The sequence below is a fragment of the Catenuloplanes sp. NPDC051500 genome, from assembly GCF_044454585.1.
Lineage (GTDB): Bacteria > Actinomycetota > Actinomycetes > Mycobacteriales > Micromonosporaceae > Catenuloplanes.
On the sequence record NZ_JBITDX010000007.1, the window covers coordinates 87,288 to 103,362 of the forward strand.

The following is a 16,075-nucleotide window of genomic DNA, read 5'->3' on the forward strand; positions in this document are numbered from 1 at the left end:
CCCTGCCGTCCGGAACCCCGGCAGGACACCGCCGGGTCAGAGGAGGCGGGGCGGGGTGTTGCCGGCCGCGATGATGGCCCGGCGGACCGGGACGAACAGCAGCAGCGCGAAGCCGGCCACGAAGAAGATCAGGAGGGAGACGAGGCCGATGCGGTAGCTGTTGGTGAGCTGGAAGACCAGGCCGAACAGCAGCGGGCCGAGCCAGCTGGTGCCCTTGTCGCTGATCTCGTAGAAGCCGTAGTACTCGCCCTCTTTGCCGGCCGGGATGAGCTGACTGAACAGCGAGCGGGACAGCGCCTGGCTGCCGCCGAGGACCAGCCCGATGCACGCGCCGAGGATCATGAACGGGACCGGGGCCTCGCCGGGCAGCCAGAACGCGGCGAGAATGACGAACGTCCAGAGCACCAGGCTGGCGAGGACTGTCTTCCACGCGCCGATCCGGGCGGCGACCCGGCCGAGCAGCAGCGCGCCGCCGAACGCGAGGAACTGCACGATCAGGATGGTGATGATGAGCGTCGACTGCGGCAGGCGCAGCTCCTCGGTGCCGTACTGGCTGGCGAGGTTGATGACTGTCTGGATGCCGTCGTTGTAGATCAGGAACGCGCCGAGGAAGAACAACGTCAGCGGGTACGCGCGCATCTGCCTGATCGTCCGGGACAGCTGCACGAAGCCGTCGGTGAGCACGTTGCGGCGGGCCGGCTCGTCGTCGGCGTGCGGTGCGGCGTGCTGCTTCAGCCAGATCAGCGGCACGATCGTGAACAGCGCCCACCACACGCCCGCGGAGACGATGCTCCAGCGGGCGATGTCGAGCGTGCTCTGCGGATCGTCCGGGTTCTCGAAGATGGTGAGCGCGACCAGGTTCAGCGCGAGGAGCAGCCCGCCGCCGAGGTAGCCGAGGGCCCAGCCGCGGCTGGAGATCGCGTCGCGTTCGTCGGGCCCGCCGAGGTGCGGCAGGAACGAGTTGTAGACGACGACTGAGGCACCGAGCGCGACGTTCGCGACGACGAACAGCGCGCCGCCGAGCAGGTATCTGTCGCCGGTCACGAACGCCATCGCGATCGTCGCGCCCGCGCCGAGGAACGCGGTCCCGGCGAGCATCGCCTTCTTGTGCGCGGACCGGTCCGCGATCGCACCTGTCACCGGCAGGACGAACACGGTGAGCAGCACCGACAGCGACACCAGGTACGGGTAGTACGCGCCGGGCGCGATCGTCAGCCCGAGCGGGTGCACGTACGCGTCGCACGTGTCCGCGCCGAGTTCACACCCGGCGGCCATCTTGGTGACGCTCGTCAGGAACGGGCCGAGGAACACCGTGATCACCGTGGTGGAGAACGCGGACATGGCCCAGTCGTAGAAGTACCAGCCGGTGCGTTCCCGGCGGGTCACGGTTGTCGTCATCGCACGCTTTCCGGAGAGTCAGGAGGGCCAGGCACCGCGCGCGGTGTAGACATCGCGGAGCACGTCGACGCGGTCGGTCATGATCCCGTCGACGCCGAGGTCGAGCAGGGCGTTCATCTGTGCGGGATCATCGATGGTCCAGACGTGCACGTGCAACCCCTGCGCGTGGGCGTGTCTGACGAACCGGGCGTCGACGACCGGCAGCCGCCCGTACCGCACCGGCACCTGCGCGGCCACCACCGACGCGGGCAGTCGCAGTCGCCGGCCGGTCAGCGACGCGACCCGGAGTCGTGCGACCGCGCGCATCCCCATCGAGGTGGCGATCCCCGGGCCGCCGAGCGCCCGGATCCGGGTCAGGCGCGCGTCGGAGAAGCTGGCCAGCAACACCCGGTCCTGCGCGCCGGCCCTGGTGACGGTGGAGACGGCCGGTTCCTCGCCGCCGTCCGCCTTCACGTCGATGTTGAACCGCACCTGCGGCCACGCGTCCAGCACCTCGTCCAGCCGGGGTACGGCCGCCGCACCCGCGACCCGTACCGCGCGCAGATCCGCCCAGGTCAGCTGGGAGATCCGCTCGGGACGGCCGGTGAGGCGCCGCAGATCCGGATCGTGGAAGATCACCGGAATGCCGTCGGAGGTCGCGTGCACGTCCGTCTCGACGTACCGGTAGCCGAGCGCGACCGCACGGGCGAACGCCTCAGCGGTGTTCTCCAGCCCGTCGGCGGCGCCGCCACGATGCGCGAACGCCAGCGGCACGGCCGCATCCAGGTAGGGGTGATCCACCCGCGCAGTATGCCCGGCGATCGTCGTCGTACAGGCGTCCGCACGGTGAACACCGCCTCCACCGTTCGGCTGGGTCGGGAAGCTGACCGTGTCGGCGCGCCTTCCCGGCGTGTCGTCATGATCGGCGGTGCTTTAGGGTGTCCCGATGCGCGTCCTGGCGATCGATTTCGGCACCTCCAACACCGTGGCCGTGGTGCGGGCGAACAACGGCCCGGCACGCGCCCTGGTCTTCGACTCGTCGCCGCTGCTGCCGTCCGCGGTCTACCTGGACCCGTCCGGCCAGATCCGCACCGGCCGGGACGCGGAACGCTCCGCCCTGCACGACCCGTCCCGCTTCGAGCCGAACCCGAAGCGCCGCATCGACGACGGCGCGGTCCTGCTCGGCGGCGGCGAGGTCCCGGTCTCCCAGCTGATCGCCGCGGTGCTGCGCCGGGTCGGCGAGGAGGCCGCCCGGCACCTCGGCGGCCCACCCGACGAGCTGCGCATGACCCACCCCGCCCAGTGGGGTGAGCGCCGCCGCGCCGCCCTGTTCGAGGCCGCCAGGATGGCCGGGCTCCCGCAGCCGCGCCTGATCGCGGAACCGGTCGCGGCCGCCTCCTACTACACCGCAGTCCTCGGCGCGCAGCTCGGGCCGGGCCGCGCCCTCGCCATCTACGACCTCGGCGGCGGCACCTTCGACGCGGCAGTGGTCCGGCACGCCGGCCCCGCCGGGTTCGAGGTTCTCGCCCAGCGCGGCCTGCACGACCTCGGCGGCCTCGACTTCGACCAGCTCCTCGTCGACCACCTCGGCCGCGCCTACAACGCCGGCGCGAACCCGGCCTGGCAGGGCCTGATCGCCCCCCGCGACGCCGCCCAGCGCCGCCAGCGCACCGTCCTCTACGACGACGTACGCGGCGCGAAGGAGTCACTGTCCCGGGCGAACAGCGCGGACGTTCACGTGCCGCAGATGGACATCTCCGCACACGTGACCCGCGAGGAACTCGACGGGCTGCTGCGCCCACACCTCGCCCGTACCGTCGACACGCTCCTGGAGACGGTCGCGGCCGCCCGCCTCGCCCCCACCCACCTGGCCGGCGTGTTCCTGGTCGGCGGATCGTCCCGGATCCCGCTTGTCGCGTCGCTGCTGCACAACCGGATCGGCGTCGCGCCGACCACCCTGGAGCAGCCGGAGACAGTCGTCGCGGAGGGCGCCGCCTACCACGGCGGCCCCGCGCCCACACCGTCGCAGCGCCCGGCACCCGTGTCGGTGCCGCCGTACCAGCCGGTCTCGTCCGGCGGCCCCGCCTACCCGACGTCCGGCCCGCCGCAGATGCAGCCCCCGCCGCCGGTCATGCACCAGCAGCAGCAGCCCGTCTATCACCAGCAGCCGGTCATGCACCCGCCGATGGTGCAGAAGGGCCCGCCGCGCCCGCCGGTGATGACAGGCGGCGGCGCCAAGCGCGTCTGGTACAAGGACCCGCGCTGGATCTGGGCGATCGCCCTCATCAACATCATCTGGATCCTGTGCTGCGTGTGCCTGAACATCTTCGCGCAGGAGGACAACGACACCCCGGGCACCGGCGCCACCCCGACACCGACCGGCGTGACCCGGACGTACTAGGCGCGCTGTTCGGCGGGTCGCGGGCTGATCGCCCACTCGTGACCCGCCGACCCAGGCACAAGCCTTAATTCATCGTCCCGCTTCCGCGGTGGTCCGGCCCGCATGCTCCCGCGGGCTCACCGGCCGCGGTAGCCGGGAACAACCCACCCGCGGGGCCCGACGGTCGCGGGGCGCAGCGTGAACGCGGCTACCGGCACTCGTCGACCTGGGCGGCCGGCCAGCCGACGAACACACCGAGCGCCTCGGAACTCGTGCCGGTCCCGCTCACCCACTGCTGCAGCACCACACCCAGATCGCCGGGAAGACCCTCCTCGGCGGGCAGGAACGCCGGCGCATCGTCGGAGAACGGAATGTGGTCGATGTGCAGCCACCTGTCGTCCGGGTCCAGCCGCTCCCGCACCTCGTCGAACTCGTCGATGCCCTGATCGCCCTCGGCGATGACGTCACCGGACCGCCAGTCGTGCAGGCTCCAGTGCGCGCCGTGCGTCTGCCCGCCGCTGATGATCCGGTGCCCCGCCGCCTCCTCGGCCGCGATCCGGTCGAGTCGGCGCAGCTTGCGGTCCTTGTTGTGCTGCAGCACACGGCGCAGATGCGCGCGTACCGCGTCGGTCGCGTTGTCAGTCACGACGACGATCTTGCCGGAAGGTGAAAACTACACGAGAAACGGGACCCCGGTCAGCTCCTACGACAGCGTCCACAACGCCGCCCCCAGCTCCGGCGACGTCGTACCCGGCGCCGGCGTCAGCACCGCCGGTCCGCCGAACAGATCCGCGATCGCCGGCCCGACGAACGTCCCGGACACCGCATCCGGCGCGGTCGCCGCGAACAACGTCGGCAACGCCCCCGCCGCCGCCGGCCGCGCGAAGACCGGACTCAAGATCCGGCCGAGTGACCGCAGACCCGTGGGGCCACTTGTCAGCAGATTCGTCCGCGCATACCCAGGATGCACGGACAGGCTCGCCGCACTGATCCCGGCCGCCTGGATCCGCCGGTCCAACTCCGACGCGAACACGATGTTCGCGAACTTCGACTGCGCATACGCACCCTCAGGCGAGTACCGGCGCCGCTCCCAGTTCGGATCCGCCAGATCCAGATGACCCTGCCGGTGCAGGAACGACGACACCGTCACCACCCGCGCCCGCACCGCACGCCGCGGCCACAACAACGCGGTCAACGCGAAATGCCCGAGATGATTAGCCCCGAACTGCAACTCGAAACCATCGCGGGTACGGGTCAGCGGCGGCCACATCACCCCCGCATTGTTGATCAGCAGGTCGAACGACTCCACCGACGCCGCGAACTCCCGCACCACCCGCAGATCCGCCAGATCCAGACGCCGCACGTCCGCACCCTCCCCGGCCGCGGCCCGCCCCTTCGCCAGATCACGCACCGCGTGGATGACATGCGCACCCCGCGCCGCCAGCCGCCCCGCCGTGACCTTCCCGAGCCCACTGTTCGTACCGGTCACCACCGCGATACGACCGCTGAGATCCGGAATATCCGCTGCCCGCCACGTCATTCGCCGAGCATAGGTCAACCCAGGCCCGCGACCCGCTCCAGAATGAACTCCGAGACCACCGGAAAATCCCCGCCGACCGCAACAGTCGTCGGCCCCGCACCCAGAAACGACACAAGCGTGTTCCCCCGGCTCGGCCCCGGACCGTAATCGACCTCGATCCGGCACGGCCGGCAGTCGAGCAACCCCGGCCGCACCGCCTCCGCGATCGCCACCGCATCATGGACCGGCACACCGTCGTCGACGCCGGACAGATACTCGGCCAACCCGTCCGCGACCACCCGCCCGGTCCGGCCGCTCCGCGACAACTCCACCGCACGCGCCGGGCTGATCAGCGTCCGCATCGTCACATCAAGGCCGACGCAGGTTCTCCGCAACCAGCGGCCGCGACGCACCGGCCACCACCGGCACCTCCGGGCGGCCCGCGAACGCCAGCACATCAAGCGCATTCCGGGTGGTCAGGAAACCACCCACATTCCCGGCGACTGTCGTCACACCGATCAGGTCCACCTCGGGACTGGCACACGCGAGCAGCAGCGCCACCATGTCGTCGATACCGGGATCACAGTCGATCAGCAGAGGTCTCACGACGGAGATCCTCTCAGGACGGCGCCAGCCACTGGTCATAGGAGAGCTTCACCAACAGCGCCAACACCACCACAAGCAACACCACCCGCACAAAACCGGAACCACGCCGCAACGCCATCCGCGCCCCGAACGTCGCCCCGATCACGTTACAGACCGCCATCGCCGCACCCAGCGCCCACAGAATGTGCCCACCCGCACCGAACACGATCAGCGCACCCAGATTCGTACCCGCGTTCACCATCTTCGCCATCGCGGACGCATGCACGAAATCCGCCCCGATCACCGCGGTGAACGCCAACACCAGAAACGTGCCCGTCCCCGGCCCGATCATCCCGTCATAGAACGCGATCAACCCACCCGCGATCGCGACCACCACAGCCGCACGCGTCCGGGTCCGCTTCTCCGGCACCGAGGTCACCCCCATCTGCGGACGGAACGTCACGAACAACGCCACCGCCGCAAGCACACCCAACACCACCGGCCGGTACGCCGACGCCGGCACACTCCCCGCAAGCACCGCACCCACCCCCGACAGCAGCACCGCACACCCGGCCGCCGGACCCGCCACCCACCAGTCGATCTTCGTCCGGCGCGCGTACGTCACCGCAGCCGTCGCCGTACCCGCGATCGCCGCCAGCTTGTTCGTCCCCAACGCCGTCGCCACCGGCACACCCGGCGCGGCGATCAACAACGCCGGAAGCAACAGCAGACCACCACCACCCACCACCGCATCGACCCAGCCCGCCGCCGCAGCAGCCACAAGCAGCACCGCAACCTGACCCGGGTCCATCTACAAACCCCGCCGATTACGCAGCCACCAACCGGCAGCCGCACCCGCGACAAACACCAGACCGATACAGAACAGGGCTTTAACCAGCACGGACGACACCGTACCCGCCACTCAACGGGCCAGCCGGTCCGGACCGGAACCCCACACCCCTTACCGTGGCAGGGTGCGCCTAGCCACCTTCAACCTCCTCCACGGCCGCTCCCTGCGCGACGGCACCGTCGACGCCGGACGACTCACCGCCGCGATCAAAACCCTCGACGCCGACATCCTCGGACTCCAAGAGGTCGACCGCGCCCAGGAACGCAGCCACCACCTCGACCTCACCGCCCTCGCCGCCACCGCCATGGGCGCCGACCACTACCGCTTCGCCGCCGCGGTCATCGGCACACCCGGCGAAGGATTCCGCGCCCTCACCCACGACGACGACGGCGCCGACCAGCCCAACTACGGCATCGGCCTGATCTCCCGCTGGCCGGTACGACAATGGCGGACCGTCCGGCTACCCGCCGCACCCGTCCGCGCCCCGATCTTCACACCACGGCCGCTGTTCCTCCGCGACGAACCCCGCGTCCTGCTCGCCGCCGTCGTCGAACCACCCTGGGGCGGCACCATGACCGTCGCCACCACCCACCTGTCCTTCGTCCCCGGCTGGAACCTGCTCCAACTCCGCACCGTCATCCGCGCCCTGCGCACCATGCCCGCACCCCGGCTGCTCACCGGCGACCTCAACCTCCCCGCCGCGGTCGCCGGCCGGATCTCCCGCTGGCGCATACTCGCCCGCGCCGCCACCTACCCCAGCCCTTCACCGACACTCCAACTCGACCACCTCCTCCTCGACCCACGCGACGCCGGCGCCTTCGGCCAGGTCCGCAGCATCGACACACCCCAGGTCCCGATCTCAGACCACCGGCCGCTCGTCGTCGAACTCGAGTAGCCCAAGCACCAACGCGAGCGGCGCCCACACCTCCCGGCCACCACGGGTGATCGCATAAGCCCGCATCTCCACCCCCGGGCCGGACAACGGCAGCAGACGCACACCGTCACGCAGCGGCAGACCCACCGGGAGCAGACCGACACCCAGACCAGCCGCGATCAACTCCTGGAGAAGATCCAGACTGTCCGACCGATGGGTCACCTGCGGAACAAAACCCGCCATCGACGCGATCGCCCGCACCACCTGCTCATCAGCGACGTTCCGCGAATTGACGATCCACTCGTACCCCCGGAAAGCCCTGAAGACCGCTACCGCATCACCCTCCGGAACCTCCGCCGCCACGGGAACCCCGAGACCCCACGGCCTCGACCAGATCACGGTGCTCCGCAACCCCGCACCCACGGACGCGGGCGCCAGATTGAAGTCATAGGCGAGCACCAGATCACAACCGTCCGCGCCAAGCAGCGCAAGAGCCTCACCCGGCTCCTGCTCAAGAATCCGCAGACGCACCTGCGGATGCCCGGCGGCAAGCGCCCGCACGACCGGCAACAACGAGACCAGGATGCCGGTCGCGAAACCCGCCACCCGCACCGTGCCCGCCGGGACCGCGGAAGGGTCGAGGTCAAGACGCGCGGCCTCGACCGCGGCCAGAATCCCATCCGCATGCGCGGCCAGCCGCCGCCCCGCCGGAGTCAGCCGCACCCGCCGCCCATCCGGCTCGATCACCGGCGTGCCGACCTCACGCGCCAACGCCGCGATCTGCTGCGACACCGTGCTCGTCGTCGTCTGCAACACATCCGCCACCGCACGCATCGAACCCAGCCGCGCCAGCTCAGTCAAAAACCGCAGTCGTCGCGTCTCCACCATCCAGATCTTACGAACAATTCGTCCATGATCTTCACGTGGACGTGGATGATGTACTGCGCACATGCGCTACGCGGTCACCGCCATGATCTGCATCCAGATCGGCCTCGCCCTCTCCGTCCACCTCCTCGACCACCTCGGCACCGCCGGAGTCGTCTGGCTACGACTGGCCTGGTCCGCGCTCATCCTCCTCGCACTCGCCCGCCCACGCCGCCACCACATCACCCCCACCACAATCACCCTCGGGCTCGTCACCGGCGCCCTGCTCCTCACCTTCATGGCCGCCGCCGCCCGCATGCCACTCGGCACCGCCTCCGCAATCGAATTCCTCGGACCACTCTCCGTCGCCGTCATCCAAGGCCGAGGCCACGCCCGCCTCCTCTGGCCACCACTCGCCGCCGCCGGCGTCGCCTGCATGACCTGGCCCTGGCAGGCCGCCTCCCTCAGCGGAATCGCATTCGCCCTCACCGCCGGCGCCTGCTGGGCCGCCTACATCCTGCTCACCCAACGTGCCGGAGACCAGGCCACCGGACTCGCACCACTCGCCGTCTCCATCCCCGTCGCCGCGCTCGTCGCCACCGCGTTCACACCACTCACCGTCTACCCGACCCTCGACCCGCTCCTACTCCTCGGCGGAGCCGCACTCGCGGTCCTGGTCACCGTCGTGCCGTTCGCACTCGAACTCCTCGCACTCCGCCGGCTCACCGCCACCGCCTTCGGCGTGCTCATGTCCCTGGAACCCGCGATCGCCCTGCTCGCCGGCTGGGCACTGATCTCCCAGACACCCGGATGGGGCCCACTCGCCGGCGTCGCACTCGTCGTCGCAGCCGGCATCGGAGCGGCACGGATGGGCACCCGGCCAGCCGCCGACAACCAGCCCACACCACCCCCGGTAGTCGCGGCCGCAGCCTGACCGCTACTCCTCCGGAGCCGGCGCATGCGGCGCGATCAACGGGCCGGGCGGGCGCAAACCTCCAGGTTGGGAGCCCTTGACGAAACGCCGATCGCACCAAGCCTTCAAACCTTGTTTTTTGGGGGTCGGCGGCGGTTTTTGCCGTCCTTGTAGGCACTTGATGGACCAACGTGGCCAGGCGCACACCGCGTAGTGCATCCTAGGACGCTAGGTTTGAGGGGAGACTGGGGGCGCACGCCGGTCGCGCCCGGTACGGGACGAAAATGGCGGCGGCACAGCTGAAGGGGGCCGATAGGCGATGACAAGCGCGCACACGACCGCGCCGGACGCGGAAAAGACCCGCGACGACCTCACCCGGCTCCGGCCCGACCTGGTGGACCGCTACGACGCGGCGCTCCCGGGCGCACGCGCGGCGATCCTCACCCGCCTGTGGGGGGCGATCGGCCGGGAACCGGTGCCGGGGCTCCACGCACACACCACCGGCGCCGGCCGGGTCACAGTGACGCTTGCGAACGGCGTCACGCTCCACGGCCCGCACACCGCCCCGTTCGCGACGCCTGACGAAGCGGTGCACGGGCCGGACGGGCCGATCACCGACCCGGCCGACCTGGCCACCCTCACCGGCATGCGCGACACGTTCCGCACGGAGCTCGCCAACTCCGTCGCCAACCTCGCACTGGCCAGGGCGGACGCCCACCCCACACCCACGCTCAGCCAGCTCGCGGCCGACCCGGAAGGCGCGGCTGCCGCGGAACAGTCGGTGCTCGACGGACACCCGATCCACCCCGGATGCCGGACCCGGATCGGGCTGTCCACCGAGGAGGTGCTCGCCTACGCACCCGAGCACCGCACCATCGTCGAACTGGCCGAGATCGCGGTCCCGGCCGACAGGTGGTACGGCGAAGGACCCCCGATCCTGCTGGTCCACCCCTGGCAGCGCGACCACGTCCTCGACCACCACCCGGAACTGCGGCCCACCGGCCGTACCCGCGCGGCCCGGCCGTTGATGTCGCTCCGCACGCTCGCACCGGTCGGGCGGCGCAGCCAGCACGTCAAGACCGCGGTCGACGTGCAGATGACCTCCGCGGTCCGCACCGTCTCCCCCGCCGCGGTCCGCAACGGGCCGGTCGTGTCAGTGCTGCTCCACACGCTCGCCACCGACCTGCCGGGCCTCACCGTCCTGCGCGAGACGTTCGCGGGCGCGGTCCTTGTCGACGGCGAACCCAGCCGCAGCCTCGCCTACCTCACCCGCGAAGCACCCCGCCAGGCGCCCGGCGAGGTCATCCTGCCGCTTGCCGCGCTCGCCCAGCCAGCCCTCCAGACCGAGGCCGTCGACACCGGGTTCCACGGAGACGCCGAAGCGTTCCTGCACGCGCTCGTCACCACGATCCTGCCGCCGCTGCTCGTCATGCTCCACCGCGGCGCCGCACTCGAAGCACACGGGCAGAACACGCTCGTCGCGCTCCGGGACGGCGTACCCACCCGCGTCCTCTACCGCGACCTCGGCGGGATCAGGATCAGCCCGGCCCGCCTGCGCCAGCACGGATTCACGCTCGGCGTACCCACCCTCCACGGCGACCTCGGCACCGACGACCCGGACGAGCTGCGCACCAAACTCCTCGCCTCCGCGATCTCCGGGGCGCTCGCCGAGCAGATCACCGTCCTCTCCCGTACCCACGACATCGCCCTTGATCTGCTCTGGAAGCACGTCGCCGCGGTCGCCAGGGACACCTACGCCCGGCTCGGAAGCGGCGCGGACGGCGACGCGGCACGATTCTTCGACGGGCCGCTGCCGCTCAAGGCCACCACCGCGATGCGACTCGCCGCCGACCCGCTCGACGACATCTGGACCCACCTCGACAACCCGATGGCAGGACTGCGATGACCACCGCCGCCCGGCGCGCCCACGACCACCTCTGCGTCCTCGCACCCGTCACCCTCGCGGACGCGGTCCAGCACGCCGCCACCGGCCTCGCCGCGGACGCGCCCGAGCTGCTCCCCGCCTTCCGGGACGCGATTCCCACCGCGGCCCGGACCGTCGGCGCCCGGCTGCTCGGCGCGCTGCTCCGCGAGGACATCGGCGACGCGCGCAGCCGCTACGCCGGGCGCGGCACCCGCCACGCGTTCGACCGCGTCGAGATCGACCCGGCCGAGATGCCCGACGACCCGGTCACGCTCCTGCCCGCCGCGCTTCTCGACACCGGCGGCTGGGCGCTCGCGGCCGAACTCGCGAACGCCGCAACGAACCTCGCCATCGCCTCCGCCCGCCCCGCCACGATCGGCGACGGGTCACGCGACGCGGACGACTGGGCGCTCGCCTACGAACGGCTCGCGATCACCGGCCACAACCTGCACCCCTGCGGCCGCACCCGGCTCGGCTGGGACGTGCCCGACGTGCTCGCCCACGACCTGGAGACGCCCGCGACCACCATGCGGTTCGTCGCCGTCCGCAGTGACCTGCTCGCCGGCCAGCCGCTCCAGCTGCCGCACCACGACATACCGACACCCCCGAGTGGGTACGCCGTCCAGCCGGTCCACGCCTGGCAGTGGGACGCGGTCGTCCGGCACCGGTACGCGGACCTGCCGATCCAGCCCCTCGACGGCACCCTCACCGTCCACCCGACCGCGGCACTGCGCACGGTCCTGCTCCCGCCCGCGCCGGACGGCAGCCGCGGCTACCTCAAGGTGTCGCTCGACATCCAGGTGACCTCCACCCGGCGCAGCATCTCCGTCGCAAGCACCCAGAACGGGCCCGCACTGTCCCGGCTGCTGCACACGCTCGTCGCGGACGACCCGGACGGACACCGGCTGCTGCTGCTCGCCGAGACCGCGGGCACTGCCGTCCCGGCGGCGGGGCGTGATCTCGCGGCCATCCTCCGCCGCGGCATCGACGGGCGGCTCGCCGACGGTGAGACGGTGATCCCGGGCAGCGCGCTCGCCGCGATCGACCCGCGCACCGGGCGCACGGTCCTGGCCGGGCTCGCGGACGCGTACCCCGGCAGCGCTCTTGCGTTCGTCGAGGACTACGCGCGGCTGCTGCTCCCGGCGCTGCTGCGGCTCGCGGCCCGGCACGGGATCGCGCTCGAGGCCCACCTGCAGAACTGCCTGCCCACGTTCCTCGGCGGGCGCCCGCACCGGCTCGTGCTGCGGGACTTCGCCGGGCTGCGACTGCACCGGCCCCGGCTGCTCGCCTCCGGGATCGACCTGCCGCTCTGGCCCGGGTCGGTCACCGCCACCGACGACGAGGAGGCGATGCGGGCCAAGATCGGCTACACCGCGCTGCAGGCCCACCTCGGGGAGATCATCGTGCAGCTGACCAGGTCGCACGATCTCGACGAGCCGCGCGCCTGGCAGCGGGTCCGGGCGGTCGTCGACGAGGTCTACGACGGGCTGCGCACCGTGCCGGGCGCCGCGGCCGACCACGCGGCGTTCACGGCGCCGCACGTCGCGCACAAGGCGCTGGTCCGCATGCGGCTCGCCGGCGCCGGCGACGTCCACCACCCGGTGCGGAACCCGCTCCATGACCACGCCTGAGTTCCTTCCGGTCGCCGAGCGGCCGGTCAGCGCCTACGTGTACTCACGGGCGGCCCTCAAAGCCGCGGCCGCGCGCGTCCGGGAGGCACTGCCGCCGGGGGCGACGCTTCTCTACGCGATGAAGGCCAACGGCCACCCCGACGTCGTGACCACGCTTGCCGCGGCCACGGACGGCCTCGAGGTCGCCTCCGGCGGGGAACTCGCGCTCGCGGTCCGGGCCGGCGCCCAGCGGATCGCGTTCGGCGGGCCGGCAAAGACAGATCAAGAGCTCGAGGCGGGGGTACGGGCCGGAGCGCTCATCCACGTGGAGAGCGTCCTCGAGCTGCGGCGGCTTGACGCGATCGCGACGGCGGCCGGGACCAGGGTGGACGCGGCGCTGCGGGTCAACCGGGCGGTCGCCGGCCCGGACGGCAGCCACCGGATGACCGGCACGCCCACACCGTTCGGGATCGCCGACTCCGACCTGGACGCCGCCTTCGCCGTGCCGTTGTCGTCGGTGGTCCTGCACGGGTTCCACCTGCACGCGGTCTCGAACTCGCTCGACGCGGAGGCGTACGCGGCGTTCGTCGCGGACGCGCTCTCCTGGTCGGTGGCGACGGCCGCGCGCTACCGGCTGGACCTGCGGTACGTCAACGTCGGCGGCGGGCTCGGCGTGTCCTACACCGACCACGCGGTGAGCATCGACCTGTCCGTGCTGCGGGAACGTTTCGCGGCGCTTGCCGTACCCCCGGGGGTCGACCTGGTGTTCGAACCCGGCCGTCTGCTCGCCGCGGACGCCGGGTGGTACGCGGCCGAGGTCGTCGACCTGAAGCGGACGCACGGGCGGTGGTTCGCGGTGCTGCGGGGCGGCACGCACCACTTCCGGCTGCCGGCGGCCTGGGGGTACAGCCATCCGTTCACTGTGCTGCCGGTGGACGACGCCTGGCCGTGGGACTTCGCGCGGCCGGAGGTGACGGAGGTGGCGGTGGACGCGGTGGGCGAGCTGTGCACGCCCCGCGACGTGCTGGCCCGGGGCGTGCACGTGTCGCGGTTGCGGGTCGGGGATGTGCTGGTGTTCGCGCGGACCGGCGCCTACGGGTGGGACATCTCCCACCATGACTTCCTGCGTCACGCACATCCGCAGGTGATCGTGGTCTGAGCGTGGGCGCTGGTCGGCGTCACACCCGCTAAGCGCATCCTAGGAGGCTGGGTTGAAGATGACTCCTCAGGTCGGCGCGGACCCGGCCGAACGTGGGGCTTGTCGCAGACGTTTCTCCCCGGAGTCCTCCCGGAGCGACGCCGTCAGGTCCGTGAAGACCTGTCGCTCCGGGAGGGCGTGGGCTGCGACTCACTCCTGGACGGGGGCGGCGCGGTCACCGTACGCGCCGGTAATCTGCCGCGGTGGAGAACATCCTGTACACGCGCGAGTGGGGCACCGGCGAGCGCGTCGCCGTGCTGATCCACGGCATGATCACCGACTCGGCGTGCTGGCACGAGGTCGGGCCCGCGCTGGCCGGCAAGGGCTACCGGGTGATCGCGGTGGACCTGCCCGGACACGGCCGCTCCCCCGCCGGGAACACCCTCGACGACGCCGTGGAGCTGCTGCTTCGCACCGTCCCGGCCGCACCGGAACTGGCCGTCGGCCACTCACTCGGCGGCGCCGTCCTCGCGGCCGCTGTCGCACGGCTGCGGCCGGCGCGCGCGGTCTACGTCGACTCGCCGCAGCGGCTGAACGACGGCGGGCACGGGCTCCAGGCCGCGATCGACTACCTGAACACACGCCGGACGTCCCGCGAGCCGGACACACTGCTGCGCGAACGCCCCTGGTGGCCGGAGCAGGACCGCCGGAACGAGACCGAGGCGGCACGACTCTGGAACACCACCGCCACCGCACACCTGCTGGCAAGCATGGTCGGCCGGGACCTCGCGCCGGTCGCGGTCGTCCCGTCGCTGCTGATCAGGGCCGACCCCAGCGAATACGTCCCGGACGACGCCGCGGTCAGCCGCCTCACCGACGCCGGTCTCACGGTCCGCACCGTCGCCGGCGCCGGCCACACCGTCTGGTACGGCCGCGTCCCCGACTTCCTCAACGCGCTCGACGGCTGGATCTGACGGAGCTGACGGCCGCGAGGAGGGACATGGACGGGTCACCGCAGCTCCACTCCGTCCCCGCGTTCGGGGAGTCCACAAGCGACTGCCTGCCCCGGGCACGACGCGCGCATCCGGGGCTGCGGGGGCTCGTTCTCGGCTACGCCGGCTTCGGGCGGCCGGGCGCGACACCGCTCGCCCACCGCCTGATGCCACTTGCCGCCACAGTGCTCATCATCGACGTGGACCGCGGCGCCGGGCTGGTCACCGGTCCCCGCGCGGCCGGGCGGCTGTGCGAACGGGAGCGGTGGGGGCACGGCGTGTCGATCGGCCTGAGCCCGGCCGGGGCGTCGGCGCTCCTCGCCGTACCCTCAGCTGATCTTGCCGAAGGCGTTCTGCCCTTGACCGACGTGACCGGGACGCGCGCCGCGGAACTTGTGGACCGCCTGGCCGCGGCGCCGACCTGGGAGGCGCGCTGCGCCACGCTCGACCGGCTGCTGCTGCCGCACGCCGGCGCGGAGGACACGCTCGCGGACGCCGCCTGGCACCGGCTGCATCGTGATTCCGCCCGGGTCCCCGAGGTGGCCGCCGCGCTCGGCGTCAGCCGCCGCCTGCTGGAACGCGTCTGCCGCGCCCGCCTCGGCCACTCCCCCGGCCGGATCGCGCGGATCGCCCGGCTCCAGCGCGCCATCGGACTGATCAGGCGCGGCCTGCCGCTCGCCACGGTCGCCGCACGCGCCGGCTACGCCGACCAGCCACACCTGACCCGCGAGTCAGTCGCGCTGGCCGGGCTCACCCCCGGCTCGCTGTGCACGATCCTTCAAGAGGCCACGGGGGTACGCCGTCGGCGCGCCTCCCGGTGAGGCCTGCCGACTGTGCGCAATCCTTCAAGACGCCGCCGGGGTACGCCGCCTAGCGTGCCCCACATGACGCTCACCGGAAAGATCGCGGCTCGGCGCACGCGTGATCTACACCTACCGGACGACCGCGCCGGGCCGGGCGCGGCCCGGGGGGGGGGGGGGGGCGGCCGCCCAGGGCCGGCGGGGCGCCCCGCGCGCCGGGCGCGCCCGCGGGGGCGCCCGGCCGCGGCG

16 protein-coding genes are annotated in these 16,075 nt (G+C 72.0%); 8 read left to right on the plus strand and 8 right to left on the minus strand.

The features are described 5' to 3' along the window. Positions 1 to 36: 36 nt before the first annotated feature. The gene (locus ACIA8K_RS16260; RefSeq protein WP_396059447.1) at positions 37 to 1,398 is read right to left on the minus strand and encodes an MFS transporter; all 1,362 of its coding nucleotides are present in this window, start codon (positions 1,396 to 1,398) and stop codon (positions 37 to 39) included. An 18-nt stretch (positions 1,399 to 1,416) separates the two neighbouring features. Further along, positions 1,417 to 2,178, minus strand: a complete 762-nt coding sequence (locus ACIA8K_RS16265) for a glycerophosphodiester phosphodiesterase (protein ID WP_396059449.1) — start codon at positions 2,176 to 2,178, stop codon at positions 1,417 to 1,419. Between the two features lie 145 nt (positions 2,179 to 2,323). On the opposite strand from ACIA8K_RS16265, the gene ACIA8K_RS16270 reads away from it, so the two are divergent. After that, the gene (locus ACIA8K_RS16270; RefSeq protein ID WP_396059451.1) at positions 2,324 to 3,778 is read left to right on the plus strand and encodes an Hsp70 family protein; all 1,455 of its coding nucleotides are present in this window, start codon (positions 2,324 to 2,326) and stop codon (positions 3,776 to 3,778) included. 187 nt (positions 3,779 to 3,965) lie between these two features. Here ACIA8K_RS16270 and ACIA8K_RS16275 read toward each other — a convergent pair whose 3' ends face one another. Genes ACIA8K_RS16275 through ACIA8K_RS16295 form a run of 5 tightly spaced genes read right to left on the minus strand, consistent with a single transcriptional unit; the run spans position 3,966 to position 6,672 of the window. Further along, positions 3,966 to 4,403, minus strand: coding sequence for a hypothetical protein (locus tag ACIA8K_RS16275; protein WP_396059453.1), 438 nt, complete (start codon positions 4,401 to 4,403; stop codon positions 3,966 to 3,968). A 57-nt stretch (positions 4,404 to 4,460) separates the two neighbouring features. Then, the gene (locus ACIA8K_RS16280; RefSeq protein WP_396059455.1) at positions 4,461 to 5,297 is read right to left on the minus strand and encodes an oxidoreductase; all 837 of its coding nucleotides are present in this window, start codon (positions 5,295 to 5,297) and stop codon (positions 4,461 to 4,463) included. 14 nt (positions 5,298 to 5,311) lie between these two features. Beyond that, complete coding sequence (locus ACIA8K_RS16285) at positions 5,312 to 5,638, minus strand: hypothetical protein (RefSeq protein ID WP_396059457.1); 327 nt, start codon at positions 5,636 to 5,638, stop codon at positions 5,312 to 5,314. Positions 5,639 to 5,645: 7 nt separating this feature from the next. Then, a complete protein-coding gene (locus ACIA8K_RS16290; protein ID WP_396059459.1) occupies positions 5,646 to 5,882 on the minus strand; it encodes a nucleoside hydrolase in 237 nt (78 codons plus the stop codon). 13 nt (positions 5,883 to 5,895) lie between these two features. Next, entirely contained in the window at positions 5,896 to 6,672 is a 777-nt protein-coding gene (locus tag ACIA8K_RS16295) for a sulfite exporter TauE/SafE family protein (protein WP_396059461.1), read from the minus strand. A gap of 163 nt (positions 6,673 to 6,835) precedes the next feature. Between ACIA8K_RS16295 and ACIA8K_RS16300 the strand changes: the two genes are divergently transcribed. Beyond that, positions 6,836 to 7,606, plus strand: coding sequence for an endonuclease/exonuclease/phosphatase family protein (locus tag ACIA8K_RS16300; RefSeq protein WP_396059463.1), 771 nt, complete (start codon positions 6,836 to 6,838; stop codon positions 7,604 to 7,606). On the opposite strand, the gene ACIA8K_RS16305 is transcribed toward ACIA8K_RS16300, so the two are convergent. Continuing rightward, positions 7,571 to 8,470 (minus strand): LysR family transcriptional regulator, encoded by a 900-nt coding sequence (locus ACIA8K_RS16305; RefSeq protein WP_396059465.1) that lies wholly within the window; start codon positions 8,468 to 8,470, stop codon positions 7,571 to 7,573. The two genes, ACIA8K_RS16300 and ACIA8K_RS16305, sit on opposite strands and share 36 nt — an antisense overlap. Positions 8,471 to 8,534: 64 nt before the next feature. Between ACIA8K_RS16305 and ACIA8K_RS16310 the strand changes: the two genes are divergently transcribed. From ACIA8K_RS16310 to ACIA8K_RS16335, 6 genes are all read left to right on the plus strand, one after another. Beyond that, entirely contained in the window at positions 8,535 to 9,383 is an 849-nt protein-coding gene (locus ACIA8K_RS16310) for an EamA family transporter (protein WP_396059467.1), read from the plus strand. Positions 9,384 to 9,681: 298 nt separating this feature from the next. After that, positions 9,682 to 11,268 (plus strand): IucA/IucC family protein, encoded by a 1,587-nt coding sequence (locus ACIA8K_RS16315; RefSeq protein ID WP_396059469.1) that lies wholly within the window; start codon positions 9,682 to 9,684, stop codon positions 11,266 to 11,268. After that, positions 11,265 to 12,917 carry an IucA/IucC family protein gene (locus ACIA8K_RS16320; RefSeq protein ID WP_396059471.1) on the plus strand — a complete coding sequence of 551 codons (1,653 nt, stop codon included), beginning with the start codon at positions 11,265 to 11,267 and terminating at the stop codon, positions 12,915 to 12,917. The genes ACIA8K_RS16315 and ACIA8K_RS16320 overlap by 4 nt, the downstream gene beginning before the upstream one ends. Beyond that, positions 12,904 to 14,055 carry a type III PLP-dependent enzyme gene (locus tag ACIA8K_RS16325; protein ID WP_396059473.1) on the plus strand — a complete coding sequence of 384 codons (1,152 nt, stop codon included), beginning with the start codon at positions 12,904 to 12,906 and terminating at the stop codon, positions 14,053 to 14,055. Before ACIA8K_RS16320 ends, ACIA8K_RS16325 begins: the two co-directional genes overlap by 14 nt. Before the next feature lie 242 nt (positions 14,056 to 14,297). Then, on the plus strand, positions 14,298 to 15,008 hold the full coding sequence (locus tag ACIA8K_RS16330; RefSeq protein WP_396059475.1) for an alpha/beta fold hydrolase: 711 nt from the start codon (positions 14,298 to 14,300) through the stop codon (positions 15,006 to 15,008). Positions 15,009 to 15,034: 26 nt separating this feature from the next. Continuing rightward, positions 15,035 to 15,847, plus strand: a complete 813-nt coding sequence (locus ACIA8K_RS16335; protein WP_396059477.1) for a helix-turn-helix transcriptional regulator — start codon at positions 15,035 to 15,037, stop codon at positions 15,845 to 15,847. The last annotated feature ends 228 nt before the right edge of the window (positions 15,848 to 16,075 follow it).